The 16,552-nt window shown below is 72.1% G+C and carries 14 protein-coding genes and 1 pseudogene; 1 reads left to right on the forward strand and 14 read right to left on the reverse strand.

Annotated features, from left to right (window positions below; genetic code table 11):
• The first annotated feature begins 59 nt into the window (after positions 1-59).
• Positions 60-707, forward strand: a complete 648-nt coding sequence (locus tag ACYVPE_RS12205) for a cysteine hydrolase family protein (RefSeq protein WP_461033529.1) — start codon at positions 60-62, stop codon at positions 705-707.
• Between the two features lie 292 nt (positions 708-999).
• On the opposite strand, the pseudogene atzF (ACYVPE_RS12210) reads toward ACYVPE_RS12205, so the two are convergent.
• The 14 genes and pseudogenes from atzF (ACYVPE_RS12210) to ACYVPE_RS12275 all read right to left on the reverse strand — a co-directional run.
• A pseudogene (gene atzF / locus ACYVPE_RS12210) lies at positions 1,000-2,271 on the reverse strand (allophanate hydrolase); the annotation flags it as partial.
• Positions 2,268-2,540: a hypothetical protein gene (locus ACYVPE_RS12215; protein WP_461033530.1), complete on the reverse strand. Its 273-nt coding sequence runs from the start codon at positions 2,538-2,540 to the stop codon at positions 2,268-2,270. The pseudogene atzF (ACYVPE_RS12210) and the gene ACYVPE_RS12215, both read right to left, overlap by 4 nt.
• Positions 2,537-3,157 carry an urea amidolyase associated protein UAAP2 gene (locus ACYVPE_RS12220; RefSeq protein WP_461033531.1) on the reverse strand — a complete coding sequence of 207 codons (621 nt, stop codon included), beginning with the start codon at positions 3,155-3,157 and terminating at the stop codon, positions 2,537-2,539. Before ACYVPE_RS12220 ends, ACYVPE_RS12215 begins: the two co-directional genes overlap by 4 nt.
• Positions 3,154-4,029 carry an urea amidolyase associated protein UAAP1 gene (locus ACYVPE_RS12225; RefSeq protein ID WP_461033532.1) on the reverse strand — a complete coding sequence of 292 codons (876 nt, stop codon included), beginning with the start codon at positions 4,027-4,029 and terminating at the stop codon, positions 3,154-3,156. The genes ACYVPE_RS12220 and ACYVPE_RS12225 overlap by 4 nt, the downstream gene beginning before the upstream one ends.
• A gap of 308 nt (positions 4,030-4,337) precedes the next feature.
• A complete protein-coding gene (locus tag ACYVPE_RS12230) occupies positions 4,338-4,526 on the reverse strand; it encodes a hypothetical protein (protein ID WP_461033533.1) in 189 nt (62 codons plus the stop codon).
• A 557-nt stretch (positions 4,527-5,083) separates the two neighbouring features.
• The gene (gene atzF / locus ACYVPE_RS12235) at positions 5,084-6,790 is read right to left on the reverse strand and encodes an allophanate hydrolase (RefSeq protein ID WP_461033534.1); all 1,707 of its coding nucleotides are present in this window, start codon (positions 6,788-6,790) and stop codon (positions 5,084-5,086) included.
• 34 nt (positions 6,791-6,824) lie between these two features.
• A complete protein-coding gene (locus ACYVPE_RS12240) occupies positions 6,825-7,610 on the reverse strand; it encodes a DeoR/GlpR family DNA-binding transcription regulator (RefSeq protein ID WP_461033535.1) in 786 nt (261 codons plus the stop codon).
• Between the two features lie 44 nt (positions 7,611-7,654).
• On the reverse strand, positions 7,655-9,109 hold the full coding sequence (locus ACYVPE_RS12245; protein ID WP_461033536.1) for an amidase: 1,455 nt from the start codon (positions 9,107-9,109) through the stop codon (positions 7,655-7,657).
• Positions 9,106-11,169 carry an amidase family protein gene (locus ACYVPE_RS12250; RefSeq protein ID WP_461033537.1) on the reverse strand — a complete coding sequence of 688 codons (2,064 nt, stop codon included), beginning with the start codon at positions 11,167-11,169 and terminating at the stop codon, positions 9,106-9,108. The genes ACYVPE_RS12245 and ACYVPE_RS12250 overlap by 4 nt, the downstream gene beginning before the upstream one ends.
• Before the next feature lie 118 nt (positions 11,170-11,287).
• Positions 11,288-12,310, reverse strand: a complete 1,023-nt coding sequence (locus ACYVPE_RS12255; protein WP_461033538.1) for a substrate-binding domain-containing protein — start codon at positions 12,308-12,310, stop codon at positions 11,288-11,290.
• 81 nt (positions 12,311-12,391) lie between these two features.
• Positions 12,392-13,423, reverse strand: coding sequence for an ABC transporter permease (locus ACYVPE_RS12260; protein ID WP_461033539.1), 1,032 nt, complete (start codon positions 13,421-13,423; stop codon positions 12,392-12,394).
• 2 nt (positions 13,424-13,425) lie between these two features.
• The gene (locus tag ACYVPE_RS12265) at positions 13,426-14,163 is read right to left on the reverse strand and encodes an ATP-binding cassette domain-containing protein (RefSeq protein WP_461033540.1); all 738 of its coding nucleotides are present in this window, start codon (positions 14,161-14,163) and stop codon (positions 13,426-13,428) included.
• Entirely contained in the window at positions 14,156-15,538 is a 1,383-nt protein-coding gene (locus ACYVPE_RS12270) for an aspartate aminotransferase family protein (protein WP_461033541.1), read from the reverse strand. The genes ACYVPE_RS12265 and ACYVPE_RS12270 overlap by 8 nt, the downstream gene beginning before the upstream one ends.
• Positions 15,535-16,491 (reverse strand): phosphotransferase enzyme family protein, encoded by a 957-nt coding sequence (locus tag ACYVPE_RS12275; protein ID WP_461033542.1) that lies wholly within the window; start codon positions 16,489-16,491, stop codon positions 15,535-15,537. Before ACYVPE_RS12275 ends, ACYVPE_RS12270 begins: the two co-directional genes overlap by 4 nt.
• Positions 16,492-16,552 lie beyond the last annotated feature (61 nt).

Consider the following 16,552-nt stretch of genomic DNA (forward strand, 5'->3'; position numbering starts at 1 on the left):
TCCTGCCGCTCTCCCCACCGAACACACCCCAACCCACCCCATGGAAGAGGACCAACGTCATGAACGTCGTCGGCAACGCTGTGTTGATCGTCGTGGACATCCAGGGCGGCGGTGTCGAACTCGCCGAATCCCGCACCGAGATCCCCCACATGCCCGGCCGTGGTGAGCGCGCGCCCCTGCAGCGCGAACTCGTCGACCGAGCTCGTGAGCGCGGCATTCCCGTCGTGTGGATCCAGGAGGTGCACAAGCCGAATCTCGTCGACATCGGCCGCGAGCTGGACGGATCCGAGGGGCCGCACTGCGTCGAGGGGTGGCCGGAGACCGAGCTCGCGCCCGGACTCGAGCCGCGCCCCGACGAGTTCCTCATCCGCAAGCGCCGCTACTCGGCGTTCTTCGGCACCGAACTGGAGATCGTGCTCAAGGCGTACAAGGCCGAGACGGTGATCCTCATCGGCGGCCTGACCGACGTCTGCGTGCACTACACCGCCGTCGACGCCCACCAGCACGACTACCGGGTCCGGGTGGTCACCGACTGCGTCGGCGGCTCCACCCAGGAGGCCCACGACGCCGCCCTGCGGGCGATCCACTACCTGCAGCGCGACGCGCTCGTCGAACAGGCTGAGGCGCTCGGCTGGTTGGCGACCGCGGCCGCCAACCCCGAGGTCGCCCGGGCCGATCGCACGCACCTGGCCGCACGGTCCGCCTGAGGACGGCCCGAGGACAGCCGGGAGAAACCGGCCCCGCCTCGGTCGGCCCCGCGAGATCGCGGCGAGGAACCGGCCGGGTCCGAGGTCGTCGACCGGCTCCGCCCCCGCGCGGCTACCGGCGTCCACGGCATCACCGCCGGCCTCCGGGATCACGTGGACCGCGGACGCGGCAGGGCCGTGGCCTGATGACATCGGCCGGCCGTGTCCGGTGGACGGTCCGGTCGGGCGTCCACCACGCCGGCTCGGACACCTCGCCCTTCATGAGGACGGCGGTCGGATCCTGTCACTCCGTCAGCAGCCGTGCGAGCGTCCGCAGCGCGGCGTCGGCGAAGGCCGGGCCGAGGAACATGACGCCGAACGGGCGCCCGGCCACCGTCTCGGCGGGCGCGGCGACCGCGCAGAGGTCGAGCAGGTTCGCGCAGTTGGTGAACCGGCCCAGCCGGGCGTTGACGCCCAGCGGGTCGGCCGCCACCTCGGCCGACGAGGGGTGGTCGGGGGCCGTGGGCAGGAGCAGGGCGTCCATCCGCTCGAACTCCCGTGCGGCGGCGGCGCGCAGCGCGTCCAGCTCCGCGAGGTCGGTGAACAGCGCGTGGGCCGGCAGCTCACGGCTGGCGGTGATGATGGCCGCCACGGTCGGGTCGAGATCGGGCGAACCCCGGTGCGCCTGGATGAAGTCTCCGACGGCCGCGTAGCGCTCGGCCACGAACGCGCCGTCGTAGAGCAGCGCCCCCGCGCGCAGAAACGCCTCGAGGTCGACGGGCACGACCGTTACGCCGGCGGCGCGCAGCCGTTCCACCGTCCGCTCGTAGGCGTCGGCCCAGCCCGGGGCCAGCTCGCCCAGCGCGGCCACGGCGGGCACGCCCAGCCGCGGCGGCCCCGACCGCGGCGTGGCCGGCGGGGCGGTGCGGGAGAGCGGATCCGCCGGGTCGGGCCCGGCCAGCACCGTCAGGGCGGTCTCGGCCGGCGCCAGGGTGCGGGCGAAGACGGTGACGCAGTCGAGGCTGCGGCAGGCGGGCACCACTCCGCGAGTGGGCACCACGCCGCGGGTCGGCTTGAGCCCGAAGACGCCGTTGAACGCTGCCGGCACCCGCCCGGATCCGGCCGTGTCGGTGCCGAGCGCCAGATCCACGAGACCCAGTGCCACGGCCACCGCCGACCCGGAGCTCGAACCGCCCGCCACCCGATCCGGATCGAACGCCGCGGCCACCGCGCCGTAGGGACTGCGGGTGCCCACCAGGCCGGTGGCGAACTGGTCGAGATTGGTCGTTCCCACCACCACGGTGCCGGCGGCCTTCAACCGTGCGACGGCGGGGGCGTCTTCGTCCGGAAGGTAGGCGTAGGAGGGACAGCCGGCGGTCGTCGGCAGCCCGGCGACGTCGATGTTGCCCTTCACCGCCGACACGGTGCCGGCCAGCGGCAGCACTTCCCCGGCGGCGCGGCGGGCGTCGACGCGTTCGGCGTCGGCGAGCGCCGCCTCCGGCGACCGCAGGTCGATCCACAGCTCGGGCCGCCCTGCCGCCGCGATCCGGCGATACGTCTCGCGGACCCGCGCCACCGCGCTCACCGGGGCTCCTCGCCGGGCCGCGGCGCGTGCACCGCGGTCTCCATCGTCGTCGCCTCCAGGGCCGGTAGGGGCCGCACGCCGGTCGCGGACCGACCGGGGCGGACGTCGCCGCGCCGGACCGCCGCGGCACCTCGCGCCTCGCCCCGGTCGCCGAGAACCGCGGCGTCGGAGTGGACCGCGACCGTGCACAGGCCGAACGCCCGGGCGGTGGTGGTGATGCGCATCGCTGTCCCACCGTGGTGGGCGACGAGCAGGCTGCCGAGGGTCATGCGGGCTCGTCCCCGGTGACCAGCATCCGCACCGGGGTGGGGTTGAAGCCGTTGCACGGATTGTTGATCTGGGGGCAGTTGGAGACCAGGACCAGGACATCGGTCTCGGCCCGCAGCGCCACCGTGAGCCCGGGCGCCGAGATGCCGTCCACGATGCCGAGGGTTCCGTCGTCCTCGACGGGCACGTTCATGAACCAGTTGACGTTGCTGACCAGGTCCTGCTTGGCCAGGCCATGGCGTGCGCCTTCGAGGAGGAAGTTCTCCACGCAGGCGTGCTGCGCCCAGGTGTGGTGGCCGTAGCGGAGGGTGTTGGATTCGCGGCTGCACGCGCCGCCGATGGTGTCGTGCCGGCCGCAGGTGTCGGCGACGACCGTCATCAGCGGGGTGTGCTCGCCGGAGAGCAGGACGCTGCCGGTGGTGAGGAAGATGTTGCCCTGGGCGTGGATGGTGTCGGGCGCGCTGTAGCGCACCGACGTGTCATGAGCGTCGTACACCAGGAAGTCAACCGCCTGGTTGCCGCCCAGGTCGGTGACGGTGAGGGTCTGCCCGGCCCGGATGACGCCCGACCATGGCGCCCGGGCGGGGACGGTGGTGTCGCTGGTGATCGTGGCGGTCATGCCATCCCCCTGGCGGTGAGGTGGTCGGTGGTGTTGAGGAACGCCCGGCGTCCTTCGGGGGTGGCATCCCACAACGGGTCGCCGGGAGCGGTGGGGCGGTCGCGCCAGGCCAGCACGCGCAGCGGGGTACAGGTGTAGGCGGGGCGCGGGTCGAGGGGGTGCGGGACATTCGCGATCAGCACGATCAGCGGCGACTCGGCGCGCAACGTCACCCTCCTCCCCCGGCCGGCTGAGCCGAGCCACTCCAGCCCTCCATCAGGGCCGACGCGGACCCCCTTGAAGAAACTGAGGCTCGGCGGGAGGTCCCGTGGACCGAGGCCGTGCTTGGCGGCGGCGAGCTTGAACAGCTCCCGGCCGGCGGGGCTGGGGCCGTGGGCCGATCCGTCGCCGTAGCGCGCCGCGTTGCGGGCCAGCGCGGAGGTGCCGCACAACGCGTCGTGCCGGCCCGAACTGTCCGCGGTCACCGAGGCCAGCACGCGGCCCTGGTCGGACAACAACAGACGCCCCGCACCGAGGTAGGCGTTCCACTGGATCTTGACCGTGTCGGCCGCGTTGAGCCGTTCCCAGGGACGGTCGGCGCAGTGCAGCAGCACGTGCGCGCAGGCGTCACCGTCGAGGTCGGTCAACTCCAGCGCGGTGCCCCGGGCGAGGACCTGGTGGCTGTAGTTGCCTCCGCCGATGGTCTCGGCCCAGGTCAGGCGGGTGGCGGACACGCCAGGCGGCGGCTCGGGCCAGTCGGTGGCCGGCACCGTCGGCATGTCGGCGGCGTGGGCGCCCTCCTGGGCTCGGGCGTGCGCGCGGGCGGCGTGCGTGGTGGCAGTCGTGGTCGGCGAGGTGGCGGCGGGGTCCGGGCCAGAAGCGGGTGCGGCCATGGCTTCTCCAGCAGGGGAGGGGATTTCTTTCGGTCGATCGATAGAAATTGGACGACGGCCACGTCTCGAAGGTGTGTGCCGAACGTTAAACGGGGGTTTCGGCGGAGACCGCGGCGTGTGCCACCACCAACGCCGAGCCGACGGACGACACACCCTGCGCGGCGTCCAAGCGCCGCCCGGCCTGGTGCGCCCCGCGCGAAAACGACTGGACGGGTCGGCCGCACGCCTCGCCTGGGCCGGGTGCGCCTGCGGACGACGGGCTCACGCCTGGCTCAAGGCCGTGGGCTGGTCGTCGCGGAAGACGACGTCTACCGGCCGGCCTCCACCCAGCCGACGAGAAGCAGCGGACCGACCACGTCGCAGGCCGCCTTCCCGTGGTGCCTCGCCAGCAGCGGCTCGGTCCCGTCCGATGCCAACGTCGTCACGCTCGCCGCGAGCACGTCGCCGAAGCCGAACAGGAACGTCAACCCGATCACCGCCCCCATGACCGACGTCACCGTCCGCAACACAAACGTGTGTCCAGCAGGAACACCGCGACCCGCACGTTCCGGCAGGCGTCCCTCCGCCATCCTGCGCAGCCCTCCACGAAGACCACTCCCCACAAACCAGCATCACCTCGACACCCGCGGCAATGGATCCCCTCACAGCGAGGCATGCCACCATCCGTCCGAGACTTCCACTCACCGGCCCCAGATCGTGCCTCACGCCATTCATCGCCTCTCACCCCACGGCAAACCGCGTCTGCCTGCTCAGGGCATGGGCGTAGTGGTCGTGTCCGACCTCGGACACACTCTCCCCCCGCAGGACCCGTTTCCAGGGCCTGCGGGGGCGGCGCCCGCCTCCGGCTGTCAGTCGGAGGCGGGCGTTTCTCATCTCCGACGTGTCCTGGCTCTTCTCCTTTCGTCGTGCGGTGCGGGACGGCCAGCCAGCGCGCAGGTACGGCCCGGTCCCGTGGATGGCTCGGACCATCCAGCGGCCGGGCCCGAACTGCTCACACACCACACCGCAACGGTCTTCGGGACCCGCACCGGTATCCCGTCGGCGGCGCGACGCGTCAGACGGTACCGAGCGATTCGCGGTAGGCGCGCCATCCGCCGAAGCCGGTGATGTCCTCGGCGCCCCCGAGTGCCCGTGGCTCGCAGCCGAACCCGACGACGTTCTCTCCGTCGGCCAGGGTGACCGAGCCGAGCGTCATGGGCGGGGGCAGCGTGCCCAGGAACGCGCCGAGGCCGGCCGGTGAGATCGACCAGAGCTCGCCCGCGATGGCCGACCCGCCGGCGCCCACCCGGACGAGACCTGGCTTCTGTGGTGTGGTGTCGAGCGCGTAGAGCCGGTATTCGTCGGCAGTCAGGACGTCCCGGGCGAACCTCGCCCCGAGCGCCACGAGTTCGCCGTTGAGCGGTTGTCCCCGCAGGTGCGCGCCGAACACTGCGACGTGCGGCCACGTTTCGGCGTACGGCTCCGCCGGGACACCGAGGAACCGGGCGGCGGCGTCGACCGCGAGCTGGTCGTCGAAGGCCCTGGCGATGAAGGTGACGCCGAACTCGCCGTGGTCCGTCGACGCCGCCGGCACCGAGGCCGCGGACATGTCGAGCAGGTTGACGAAGTTCGTGAAGGTTCCCATGCGCGCGTTGAGCGCGACGGGGTCCGCCCGTACGGCGGCGATCGTCGGATGCGCGGGGGCCGTCGGCACCACGAGGCACTCGCACCCGGCGAGCAGCTCACGGGCGAGCACCGCGACGCGGTCGAGTTCCGCCCGGTCGCGTACGTACTCCCAGCCGGCGACGTCCCGGGCGCCGCGCACGATGCCGGCGACCGTCGGATCGAGGCCGGCGGCGGCGTCGCCGGACGCACGCTCGACGTGTTCCCCGGCCGCGTGGAACCGCCCCGCGACGATGGCGCCCTCGTAGAGCAGTCTCGCCGCGCCCAGCAGCGGCGCTATCTTGACGGGGCGGAGTTCGGCGTGCTCGGCGAGCCGGTCGAGGGCGTCCCGCCAGGCCGCGAGCGCGAACGGTTCGAGCGAGGCGAGATCGTCGTCGGTCGGGACGCCGAGCACGGGACGTGGCGAGCCGGCGAGCCGGACGTCCGGCGGCCAGTCGCGGGAGAGGGGATCGGTGGCGTCGGGACCGGTCATGGTGCGCGCCGCGCGGACCGCGGTGGACAGTTCCTGAGCGAACACGGTGATCGTGTCGTACGGGCGGCAGGCGGGCATCATGCCCGTGGCCGAGACGAGTCCGAGGGTCGGTTTGATGCCGACGATGCCGTTGAGCGCCGCGGGGACGCGACCGGAGCCCGCGGTGTCCGTGCCGAGGGCGATGTCGACGACGCCGAGCGCCACGGCCACCGCCGAACCGGAGCTCGATCCGCCGGAGATCAACTCGGGACGCCGCGCGTTGCGCACCGCTCCGTACGGGCTGCGGGTGCCGACGAGACCGGTGGCGAACTGGTCGAGGTTCGTCTTGCCGATCACGACCGCGCCGGCCGCGCGGAGTCGTGACACGGCGGTGGCGTCCGCCTCGGCCGGACGGGAGGCGCCGGGGAACGCGCCGGTCGTGGGCAGGCCGGCGACGTCGATGTTGTCCTTCACGGCGAGCACGACGCCGTGCAGTGGCGGCGTCTCCCCCGCCGCCGCGCGGGCGTCGAGGAGTTCGGCCTCTCGCTCGGCGTCCGCCTGGTCGCGTAGGGAGATCCACACCTCCGGCCGCTCGACCTCGGCAAGTCGTCGATAGGCGCGTCGCACGCGCTCGACGCTCGGTCCCATGTTCGTCGCTCCCGTCTGTCTCCGGTGTCGTCGCTCAGCGCGCGTCGTGCGCTCTGACGACCTCGATGCCCCTGCCCTCGAGGGCCGTCAGCGTCTCGTGCCCGCCGCGCGCGTCCGTCACGACCGTGGTAACCGCGTCGAGCGAGCTGACCGGGGAGAAGGACTGCGCGCCGAGGTGCCGGCTCTCGGCGAGCACGACGACGCGGTCGGCCGCCGTGACCATGGCGGCCTTGAGCCGGGCGTCGCCCTCGTTGTAGTCGGTCATCACGTTGGTCTCGACGTTTATGCCGGCGACACCGACGATCGCGACGTCCCAGCGGCGCGCTCGGAAGAACTGCTCGGCCGCCGATCCGTGCAGGCTCAGCTCGGCTGGCTTGAGGTCACCGCCCGGCACCATCACCCGGATGTCGGGGTCCTGCCCGAGCACTTCGAGAACCTGCACGCTGGTCGGCGCGGCGAGCACCTGGAGGTGCCGCCGCCGCATCTCGAGCGCGATGTAGTAGGCCTTGGTGCCGAAATCGATCGCCACGTTGGCGCCGCGCGGGATGAGGTCGACGATCGCGCTGGCGATGGCCTTCTTGCCCTCGACGTTCGTGTTGAGCCGCATCGCGAACGGTGGTTCGAAGCTCCGCCCGGCGTTCAGCACCGCCCCGCCGTAGACGCGCCTGACGATGCCTTCGGCGTCGAGCTGCTCGATGTCGCGACGGATCGTCAGCTCCGTCACCTCGAGCTCCTGGCTCAGGGCGGCGGTCTCGACTCTGCCGTGCTGCTCGAGCAACTCGATGATGCGCTGCAGGCGTCGTTGGCGCTTGCCGGCCATGGACGTTCACCTCTCTGTGGCGGTCATGATGCGTGGGGCACACCCTAGGGATTCGCGCGGTGCTCGGTTCTCTCAGAGTTCAGCGCTCGAAGTTCGGGGTGTACGTCGCTGACGCCGAGGATCGTCTCGAGTTGTTCGCCGATCGCCAGCAGCTCGACGTCGCGGCCGTATCGGCCGACGATCTGCAGGCCGACGGGCAGCCCGTCCGAGAACCCGGCGGGCAGCGCGAGCACGGGATGCTGCGTCACCACGAGAGCGCAGGCGAGCCGTTGCCAGAGGAAGTAGCGGTCGAACGTCGCGTCGCCGATCCGCGCGACCCACTTGTCCTCGGCGGGCGGCGCCACCACGGGTGCGCCGGGACAGACGAAGCCGTCGACGTCGGCGAGGAGTTCGGCGAACTCGACGAACAGTCGATAGCGGCGGTCCTCGGCCTCGACGAGCTCGGTCGTGGAGAAGGCGGACGCCTCGCTGACGTTGCGGACGAAGTCGTCGCGGTACTTCTCGGGATGGTCGATCGGGTCGCGGCCGAGCAGCGAGAACCATCCGGTCAGCTCGATCACCTCCCAGGCGCGGCCGACGCCGGTGAAGTCGATGTCGACGTCGACGATCTCGACGCCGGCCGACTCGAGCCGGGCGCGGGTGTCGGCGAACACCGCCTTGACCTCGTCCGAGATGGGGAGTCCGCCGAGGTCGGGGCTCCAGGCCAGTCGGAGCGGCGCGGTTCGCGGCTCGCCCAGTTCCTTCGTCGGCGCCGCGCCGACCGAGAGCGGGCTGAGTGGGTCCTCGCCGGTCATGCCGGCGAGCAGCAGTGCGGCGTCGCGGCAGGTACGCGCGACGGGTCCGTTCACCGAGTGCGGCGACCAGGATCCGCCGCCGGCGACCGCGGGCACGAGCCCCGGGGTGGTGCGGAGCCCGACCACGTTGCAGAACGAGGCGGGATAGCGCAGGCTGCCGCCGGAGTCTGACCCGTCGCAGAACGGCAGCATGCCGGCCGCGACCGCCGCGGTGCCGCCGGTCGACCCGCCGGCGTGCCGGCTCAGGTCGAACGGGTTGCGCGTGATGCCGAACACGTCGTTCCAGGTCACCGTGCCGACGCCGAACTCGGGCGCGTTCGTCTTGCCGACGAGCAGGGCGCCCGCGGCGCGCAGCTTCGCCACGTGCGGAGCGTCGCTCGGCATCGGGCCGCGGTCGGCGAAGGCACGGGAGCCTCTCGACGTCGGCATCCCGGCGACGTCGACGAGGTCCTTGATGGCGATGGGCAGGCCGTGCAGCGGTCCGAGCGGCTCCCCGGAGTCGCGGGCGCGATCGGCCTCCGCCGCGAGCGCCAGGCACTGGTCGCGTGGGAGCCGGAACACCATGACGTTGACGGCTTCGTCGGTCGCGTCCATCCGGTCGAGGAACGCGGTCATGACCTCGACCGCGCTGAGCTCGCCCGACGCGATGGCGTCGCGGAGGCGGGTGGCGGTCCACCAGTGGATCGGCGTCGCGGTCGTGGTCATTCGGTTCTCCTTGTCTGCGCGTCGGCGCGGACGGTCGGGGATATCGGTGCGGCGAAGGGGGGTTCGGCGGCCGGCCACCGGAAGGGCACCTCGGCAAAGGCGGCGGCCGACGTCAGCCCGTCGGCCCCGAGGGTGCTCGCGAGCACGAGTACGGAGGTGTCGCCGTGCACCCTCCGCCGTGCCTGGTCGAGGCTGACCTCGACCAGGTCCTCCGGTGCCGCCTCGACCCGGCGGCCGTCGATCTCGACCAGCACCGGGGCGGTGCCCGCACGCGCGGTCGCGGCGACGTCGACGGCGCCGCTGGGCGCGATCTCGGCACGGGCGGCGATCGTGATCGGCGCGCTGCGCCCCGTGGGCGCGGCGTCGTCGGGCCGGAGGAGTCCGAGCGGTTCGACCGCGGGCAACGGGGCGACGGGGCGTGGCGGGAGCGCGCGTTCGACCGCCGCGGCCCACCGCAGCAGATCGACGTCCGCGTAGGCGCGTCCGCACAGCGTGAGCCCCACCGGCATGCCGAGGTCGGCGGTCCGCCCCATCGGCACCGTCACGCTGGGCAGGCCGACTCGACGCATCACATGGTTCATGTGCGAGAACACGGCGCCGTCGGCCCAGGCGAGTCGTGCCGAGTCGGGGTTGGACTCGGCGTCCCAGGGGCCGATGTCCGCGTTGGCCGGGAACGCGAGCACATCGAGCCCTGCCTCGTCCATCCACGCGTGGAAGAGCCGCTCCCGCGCGGCGGCCAGACCGGTGAGCGCCGGTGTGGCGTGTGCGATCGCCTCGGCCAGCGGCACCGGCTCGGCGCGGAGGATCGCGCCGAAGTCGAAGACGTCCTGCCCTGGGCGCGGCCGCCCGCTCTCGATCGCGTCGACCGAGTACGGCACGTCAGGGCGGATGCTGCCCGGCGCGATGTCGCGCAACGCGACCGCGCCGCCGCAGTAGTCCTCGAGGAACCCCGCCCAGGCCGCGGTCATGAGCGGGCCGAGTTCGTAGGCGGTCCAGTCCGCTGGGAGGTAGCCGCTCGCCACCAGGTCTCGCCGCCGCGCCGAGCGGGACTCGTATGCCTCGACCAGGGGGAACGGCACCCGCACGACCGTGGCGCCGGCGTCGGCGAGCGCGCGCTCGGCACCGTCCCAGAGCGCGCGGATCGAGGCGCGCGGCGGAATCGGGGCGACGTCGTCGTATCCCTCGCCCACGTAGAGCCGCGGCACGCCGACGCGTAGCCCGCGCAGGTCGCCGTCGGCAGTGGTGAGGGCGGCGATGTCGGCGGCGACCCGAGCGGCCGAGGACACGTCGATCGCGCTCTGCCGGTGCCACACGTCGCGGTCGTCCGGGCCGGCGATCACGGCGAGCACGTCGAGGAGGTCGGAGACGTCGAGGGTGTGCGGCACCACCACGTCTCGGAAGGGGTGGAGCGGCCAGTTTCCGGCGCTGGGGACGACGCCCCAGGACGGTGTGTAGGCGACGAGCGCGTTGTTGGAGGCCGGGGACCGTCCCGACGACACCGTCTCCTCACCGATGCCGAAGGAGCAGAAGCCCGCGGCGACCGAGACCGCGGAACCGATCGAGGAGCCGGAATGCCAGGCCGCGGCGAGGAAGTCGGGGTTGTACGGGCTGCGGGTGCGGCCGTAGAGGCCGGCCTGACCGCCGCCGATCGCCATCGGCGGCATGTTCGTCTTGCCGATCAGCAGTGCGCCCGCCGCGCGGAGTCGCTCGACGACCACGGCGTCACGGTCGGCGAGGAGGCCGGCGAAGGCCGGGGAGCCCGCCGCCGCGGTGAGGCCGCGCACCGCGAAGCTGTCCTTGACGCTGAAGGGGACCCCGTGCAGGGGACTTCGGACGCGGTCGTCGGCGCGCTCGCGGTCGCGTCGCGCGGCCTCGTCGTACAGGGCGGGATCGAGCACCGGTATCGCACCGAGCCGCGGGCCACTTCGGTCGAGGGCCGCGACGCGACGCAGCGCGTGGTGGGCGAGCGCGAGCGATCTCGTCGTCCCCGAGGCGAGCGACTTCCGCGCGACGGCGACGGGGATCGTCGAAGGGTCCTTCGCGGTGGCGTGGGCGTTCATGTCGGTGCTTCGTGCTCCAGAGTCGGGTACCAGGTCGGCTGGACCCGGGTGTCGGACGGGTGTGTCCTGGTCCTCGGCGGCGGCTGCCCGTCGCCGCCGGGGACCAGGCGCCCGCTGCTCAGCCGCAGTCGGCGGTGTAGAGGTACGGAGCGATCTCGTCGCTGTCGACGTTGTCGGCGGTCACGAGCTCCCACGGTGCGAACTCGGTCTTCTCCGTGATGTTGTCGGCCTCGACCTCGCCCTTCAGGATCTGCGAGATCAGCGTCATCGAGTCGAAGCCCATGGCATAGGGGCTCTGCGCGATGAGCCCGTCGTAGTCGCCGTCGCGCAACTCCTCGACCTGTGGGGAAGAGGTGTCGTACCCGATGTGCACGACGTCGTCACCGCCGGCGGTCCGGACGCCGTTCGCGGCTCCCGTCCCGGCGCCGATGTTCGTCGAGAACACCAGCGACAGGTCCGGGTTGGCCGCGAGGCTGGACGAGACGGCCTGCGAGGCCTCGGCGGAGTCGCCTCCGACGTACTGGATCTCCAGCACCTCGAGGTCGGTCTCGTCCTGGATCGCGTCGCGGAATCCCTCGGCGCGAGCGGACTGGATGGCGTTGCCCGGCGCGTCGGTGACGATGAGGACCTTGCCCGAGGCCACGTCGAAGTCCTCGACGGCCCGGACGGCGGCGTCGTACGACGACTGGTAGCTGTCGGTGCGGATGCTCTGGACGTACGCGTCGTTCGAGAGGAACGAGTCGGGCATCACGAGCGGCTTGCCCGCGTCGGTGAAGGAGCTCATGGTCTGGTTGAACGCCGTGTTGTCCCACACCGTGAGCAGCAGGCCGTCCGGGTCGGTGGCGAGCACCGACTGCAGCACCTGCATCTCCTCCTCCACCGTGGTGCCTGGGGTGCCCTGGATGTTCAGGGTCACGCCCTGTTCGTCGGCCGCGGCCTGTGCGCCGCAGTACATCGCGCCGTAGAACTCTCCGGTGGCCTCGGGCGTGACCATGGCGACCGTGTGGTCGCCTTCGCCGTTGCCGCCGCCGGACGCCGGGGCGGGGTCACTGGTCGAGCATCCGGCGAGCAGCACCGTCATGGCCACGGCCACGCCGGCACCGAGCGTCCGCTCCGCGGAGGCCCGCTTGTTGTGCTTCATCTCTTCTCCCTGTGCTGGTTCATATGGCTGTGCTGGTTCATATGGGCGTGGCCGTGCGGGAGGCTGGGAGTGGCGGCGGAGTCATCCGCTGCCCGGGGCGCTCTTGCGCGCGCTGTGGTCCAGGCTGACGGCGATCAGGAGCATGGTTCCGACCGCGATCGTCTGGTAGAAGGGTGAGAGGTTGATGATCACCAGGCCCGACTGGAGGATGATCGCCAGGAACGCGCCGACGACCGCCCCGAGGAAGCTGATGCGCCCGCCCGTCAGGGCAGTGCCGCCGATGAGTGCCGCGGCGATGGCCGCCATCGAGTCGTTGAGGTGGCCCGAGATGTTCGTCGTCGAATACCGGGCGAGGTCGAGGTAGCCGGCGAGGCCGGCGAGTGCCGAGGACAACACGAAGATCGCGATCGTGTTGCGCAGCGTCGAGATGCCCACGCGTCGGGCGGCGAGCGGGTTGGAGCCCATCGCGAGCGTGTGGGTGCCCCAGGGCGAGAACCGGTAGCGGGCCCAGATGATCGCGATCACGACCAGGCTCACGATCATCGGCATGGGGAGCGGGCCGAGGTTGACCGCGCCGAAGGAGGTCTGCAGTTCGCCCGGCATGCCGGTCAGGTTGACGCCGTCGGTGACCACCTGCGCGACCCCGGTCGCGATGGAGAGCATGCCGAGCGTGGCCACCAGCGCGTTGACGCCGACCACGCCGACGAGTACGCCGTTGATCGCCCCGATGACCGCGCCCGCCCCCACACTGACCACTGCTCCGAGCAGGAGTACCGCGGGCAGCGGCAGGCTCTCCCCCATCGACACCATCGCGTTGCCCGCGAACACGGAGGTGAGGATGACGGCGGCGCCCTGGGAGATGTCGATGTGCCCGGCGGACATCAGAACGGCCTGGCCGACCGCGAGCAGCAGGACCTGGGACGCGGTCAGCGCCATGCCCCTGACGTTCGCCTCGCTGAGGAACGCGCCGTTCGGCGAGAGCGCCTGGAAGACGGCGATCACCAGGATCTCGACGGCGATGATCTGCGCGGCGCGGTTGGCGAGCACCGAGGTCAGTCGGTGCGGTACGGCGATGCGTCGCGGGCGTGCGGCGACGGTCGAGGTCTGGGACATGGTCACTCCTCCCCCACCATGACGGTGACGACGTCGGAGACGGACAGGCCGGCGGGAGGAACGTCCTTGGCGATCGTCCCGTGGCGGAGGATCACGATCCGGTCCGCCAGCTTGAGCACGCTCGGGATGTCGTGCGAGACGAGGATGACGCCGAGGCCGTGATCCGCCGCCTTCCTGATCGAGTCGAGCACGATGCCGACCTGCTTGGGGCCGAGCGCGGCCGTCGGCTCGTCGAGCAGGATGAGGCGCCTCGCCCACTTCATCGCTCGGGCGACCGCCAGCACCTGGCGTTGACCGCCGGACAGCCTCGCCACCGGGAGCCGCACGTCGCGGAGCGTGGATATGCCGAGGCGCTCGATCGCGGCCCTGGCGTCATCGCGCATCCTCGCCCGGTCCAGCACGCGGAACGGTCCGAACCCGCGGACCACCTCGTGGCCGAGGAACAGGTTCTCGGCGAGGCTCAGGTGCGGCGCGAGCGCCAGGTCCTGGTAGACGACGCCCACGCCGAGGCGCCTGGCGTCGGCGAGCGAGGTCAACGGCTCGCCCTGCACGGCGACGACCCCGGTGTCGGCGGCGTTCGATCCGCAGATGACGTTCATCAGCGTCGACTTGCCGGCGCCGTTGTCACCGAGCAGCGCGACGATCTCGCCGGCTCGCACCGTGAGGTTCACGTCCCGCAGGGCGGTCACGGCGCCGAAGCGCTTCCCCACGTCGGAGATGGTGAGCACCTCGTCACCCATGGGCGGATCCCTCCTGGTCGAGTTCGTCGAGCACGGCCCGGTAGGCCGTCAGGAACGCGGTCGCGTCCTCGTGCGTGAAGACCAGCGGGGGGCGGACCTTGAGCACCTGCCCCAGGCGGCCGACCGCCGAGATGAGCACGTTGCGGTCGCGGAGGCCGTTGACCACGCGCCGGGCGACGTCACGTGACGGCCGGCCCTCGCGGTCCACCATCTCGACGCCGATGAACAGGCCGACACCGCGGACGTCGGCGACGTACGGGCTCGTGGCGCTCGCCTCGGCGATCGACCGCCGCAGCGCGGCACCGACCTCGAGCGCGCCCCGCATGAGGTCGCGCTCCTGCACCTCGTCGAGCACGGCACCAGCCGCCGCGATGGAGGCGGGGTTGCCGCCGAAGGTGTTGAAGTAGCGGTGGCCGGCGGCGTATCCGTCGGACAGCTCGGCGGGGAGCACGAGGCTGCCGATCGGCAGGCCGCCCGCCAGGGGCTTGCCCGAGGTCACCAGGTCGACCTGATCCGTGTGACGTTGGAAGCCCCACATCGCCTCGCCGATGCGCGCCATTCCCGGCTGCACCTCGTCGGCGATCACCAGACCGCCGGCGGACTGGACGGCACGGAACGCCTCGGTGAGCATGCCGCGCGGACCGGGGAAGATGCCGTCGGTCGACATGATCGTGTCGATCAGCAACGCGGCGACCCCGAGACCGTTCGCGGTGAGCCCGTCGATCGCCTCACCCACGGCCGCCGCGAACATCGCCCCCGCCGCGTCCCCGTACCGGAAGGTGTCCGGCGGGTCGACGACGCGCACGAACGGCGCGACCGGCATGCCGGGGCCGTTCTCGGGCGAGACGCCGGCGAGCAGGCTCGTGGTGCCGTGGTACGCCATCCGCGTGACGATGACGCCCTCTTTCCCGGTGCGCCACTTCGCGATGGTGAGCGCCAGATCGTTGGCCTCGGACCCGGAGTTCGTGAAGATGACGTGGTCGAGATGGCTTGGGTGGGTGGCGAGGAACCGCTCGGCGAACTCGACGACTCCGTCCTGCAGATAGCGCGTGTGCGTGTTCATCCGGGTGAGCTGCGCGTGGACGGCCTCGGCGACGCGCGGGTTTCCGTGCCCCACGGCGGGCACGTTGTTGTACGCGTCGAGGTATCGCACGCCGTCCGCGTCGACCAGCCACGCTCCGCTGCCGCGCACCACGTGCACGGGCTTGTCGTAGAACAGGGGATAGATGTCGCCGAGCGTCGCCCGCCGGCGCGCCAGCAGCCGTTGGTCGGCCTCGGACAGGGTGTGCGCCGCGCCGGGATCGAACCGGTTGATCATCTGACTGCCGGCGGAGGCGCTTCCCGCCGCTTCGACCTCGCTGGATGTCGCCGTCACGAGATCGTTTCCTTCCCCTGGAGCGTGTCCACGTCGGCGACTCGCGCGAGCAGTCGTTCCGCGAGGTGGTCGTAGCGGAGCACGTAGGCGGCCCGGTCGGGTGAGCGTCGTGCGGACTCGCGGCTCAGCAGGATCACGATCACCAGCCGGCACAGCACGAGGGTGCGCAGGAGCGAGACCTCGAGGGCGTGCAGCCGGCACCGGCGGGCGGCCTGATCGAGGTAGCCGCGGACGACCGGGTGGTCGAGCGCGCCAAGGGCGAGCGCGAGATAGCAGGCCGTGACCGCCACGTCGTAGACGCGCGGCGCCCGGACGGCGTCTCCGAAGTCGAAGAGCCCGGTCACCCGGCCGTCGTCCGAGACAAGGACGTTGGAGAGGTTGACGTCGGCATGGATGACCTGGACCGGCAGCCGGTCGCGCACCGGCGCGACCGTCGCGCGATAGGCGTCGATCACCCCGCGCAGGAAACCCGCCGTGCCGGCGGGGGCGTGCGCGCCGACGAGCGGCTCGTAGTCGACGACGGCGTCGAGCGACCACGCGTTGACATCGGGGACGCCGAGCGCCTCCGCGTCGGCGTCGGCGAGCGCGCCCAGGAGCGCGGCCTGGAGTCGGGCGAGCGCGGCGGCCAGGCCCTCGGTGACGGTCGCCTCGTCGAGCGGGCGGCCAGGACAGCGCGTCGTCACGTAGGCGGTGCCGTCGGCGCTGAGCGCGGTGCCGGTGACGGCACTGGTGAGCAGGCGCGGCAGCGGCAGGCTCGCGTCTCGGGCCGCGAGCGCCAGCAGCCCCGCCTGCGTGCGCGGCGCGCCGCTCCCGTGAGGCGACCGCTTGACGACGAGACCGCCACGCGGGGTCTCGACCAGCCAGGTGCGGTCGACCTCGGATGCCGTCGCCGTCACGGCGAGAACATCCCGTATGCCGTACTCGGCCAGCAGCCCCTCGACAGGGTCACGCATCGGCACACCGCCCTCCTTCGGTCTCCTGAAAGCTGAACTGATCGAGACATTAGCTTTTTCT

It is taken from the genome of Streptomyces mayteni (assembly GCF_054783955.1).